Here is a 2,711-nt window from a genome sequence, read left to right as displayed (position 1 = left end):
GCGGGGCTTAACTGCTCTGTTCGAAATGGGAAGAGGTGTTCACCCGCCCTATTGACACCATGAAGGTCTTTAATGTTCTTGTCCTACATTAGGACATTAGCATTGTATCTCTTCTTTTGTCTGTTGGACAATAAAATATTTTTTGACATTGTTTTATCTTAGTTTCCATCACTTATGCCTTATGCCTTCGTGACTTTTCCCTTAACAAAACATTGATATAAGAAAGACTGAAAATTAAAATTTAAGAGCTCTCGGTTCATTAGTACTACTCGGCTGCATACATTACTGCACTTCCACCTGTAGCCTATCTACGTCATAATCTCTAACGTTCCTCAAGGGAAGTCTCATCTTGAGGTGGGTTTCACACTTAGATGCTTTCAGCGTTTATCCCGTCCCGACTTAGCTACTCTGCCGTGCCCTTGGCAAGACAACAGATACACCAGCGGTCAGTCCAATTCGGTCCTCTCGTACTAAAATCAGAGCCTCTCAAACTTCCTACGCCCACCACAGATAGGGACCGAACTGTCTCACGACGTTCTGAACCCAGCTCGCGTGCCACTTTAATCGGCGAACAGCCGAACCCTTGGGACCTTCTCCAGCCCCAGGATGTGACGAGCCGACATCGAGGTGCCAAACCTCCCCGTCGATATGAGCTCTTGGGGGAGATCAGCCTGTTATCCCCGGAGTACCTTTTATCCTTTGAGCGATGGCCCTTCCATACAGAACCACCGGATCACTATATCCTACTTTCGTACCTGTTCGACTTGTTTGTCTCGCAGTCAAGCTCCCTTTTGCTATTGCACTCATCGCACGGTTACCAAGCGTACTGAGGGAACCTTTGAAAGCCTCCGTTACTCTTTTGGAGGCGACCACCCCAGTCAAACTACCCACCAAGCGGTGTCCCCCATTCCGGGGTTAGGAACCAAATATCCAAAGGGTGGTATTTCAACGTTGGCTAAACGACGCCTGGCGACGCCGCATCAATGCCTCCCACCTATCCTACACATCAGATATCCAGTCACAACGCTAAGCTATAGTAAAGGTTCACGGGGTCTTTCCGTCCCGTGGCGGGTAGACGGCATCTTCACCGTCACTACAATTTCGCCGAGCTCACGGCTGAGACAGTGCCCAGATCGTTACACCATTCGTGCAGGTCGGAACTTACCCGACAAGGAATTTCGCTACCTTAGGACCGTTATAGTTACGGCCGCCGTTTACTGGGGCTTCGATTCAATGCTTCTCTTGCGATGACATCCCCTCTTAACCTTCCAGCACCGGGCAGGTGTCAGGCCATATACGTCGACATTAATCTTCGCATAGCCATGTGTTTTTGTTAAACAGTCGCCTGGGCCATTTCTCTGCGACCTACATTGCTGCAGGTTCCCTTTATCCCGAAGTTACAGGGTTAATTTGCCTAGTTCCTTAGCCGTGATTCACTCGAGCACCTTAGGCTTCTCGCCTCGACTACCTGTGTCGGTTTGCGGTACGGTCACTAATAATCATAACTTATCGGCTTTTCTTGGAACCTTATCCCCTCATTCGATTCGACCGAAGTCTCCTCTCAACGAACTATTCCGTCAGTTCGTATGAAGCTTTAAAATCCGTCCCCGCTTCGAAACTATTAGTGGTCCAGGAATTTTAACCTGGTTACCATCGGCTTCTGCTTTCGCATTATCCTTAGGATCCGACTTACCCTCCGTTGATTGACGTAGCGGAGGAATCCTTAGTCTTTCGGTGTGAATGGTTCTCACATTCATTATCGCTACTTATTCCTACATTTGCTTTTCTGTCCTCTCCAGCATACCTCAAAGTACACCTTCACTGATGACAGAATGCTCCCCTACCCAAGAATATTTTCTTGACTAAGCTTCGGTACTATACTTTATGCCCGCTTATTATCGATGCCCGCCCCGCTCGACCAGTGAGCTGTTACGCACTCTTTAAATGATTGCTGCTTCCAAGCAAACATCCTGGCTGTCTCGGCAGTCAGACTTCCTTTGTTCAACTTAGTATAGATTTGGAGACCTTAGCTGTAGTTCTGGGTTCTTTCCCTCTTGGACTCGGACCTTAGCACCCGAGCCCTCACTGCTGCGTATATATTATAGCATTCGGAGTTCGTCTGAATTTGGTAGGATGTGACTCCCCCGCATCCAATCGGTAGCTCTACCTCTATAATACTCAACCACAACGCTGTACCTAAATACATTTCGGGGAGTACGAGCTATTTCCTAGTTTGATTAGCCTTTCACCCCTACCCACAGTTCATCCGAACACTTTTCAACGTATACCGGTACGGTCCTCCAGTTGGTCTTACCCAACCTTCAACCTGACCATGGGTAGATCACTAGGTTTCGCGTCTACAGCCACCAACTTAACGCCCTGTTAAGACTCGCTTTCGCTTCGGCTCCCTTTCTTAAAAAGTTAACCTTGCTGGTGACCGTAACTCGTAGGATCATTATGCAAAAGGCACGCCGTCACCATATCGCATGGCTCCGACCGCTTGTAGGCGTACGGTTTCAGGTTCTATTTCACCCGGATACTCTCCGTGCTTTTCACCTTTCCTTCACAGTACTTGTTCGCTATCGGTGTCTCAGTAGTATTTAGCCTTGGCAGATGGTGCTGCCGAATTCAGAGGGGGTTTCACCGGCCCCCACCTACTCAGGATACTGCTCGTCCTACAATCCTTACCCTTACGTGACTATCACACTCTA

At 48.4% G+C, this 2,711-nt stretch carries 1 rRNA gene; it reads right to left on the bottom strand.

What is annotated here, in order from left to right:
• Positions 1–238: 238 nt before the first annotated feature.
• A 23S ribosomal RNA gene (locus EGI22_RS15225) occupies positions 239–2,711 on the bottom strand; the annotation flags it as partial.

The organism is Lacihabitans sp. LS3-19, from assembly GCF_024343575.1.
Lineage (GTDB): Bacteria > Bacteroidota > Bacteroidia > Cytophagales > Spirosomataceae > Leadbetterella.
Note: the sequence above shows the minus strand (reverse complement) of the source record. Positions and strands in the feature narration are given on the sequence as shown.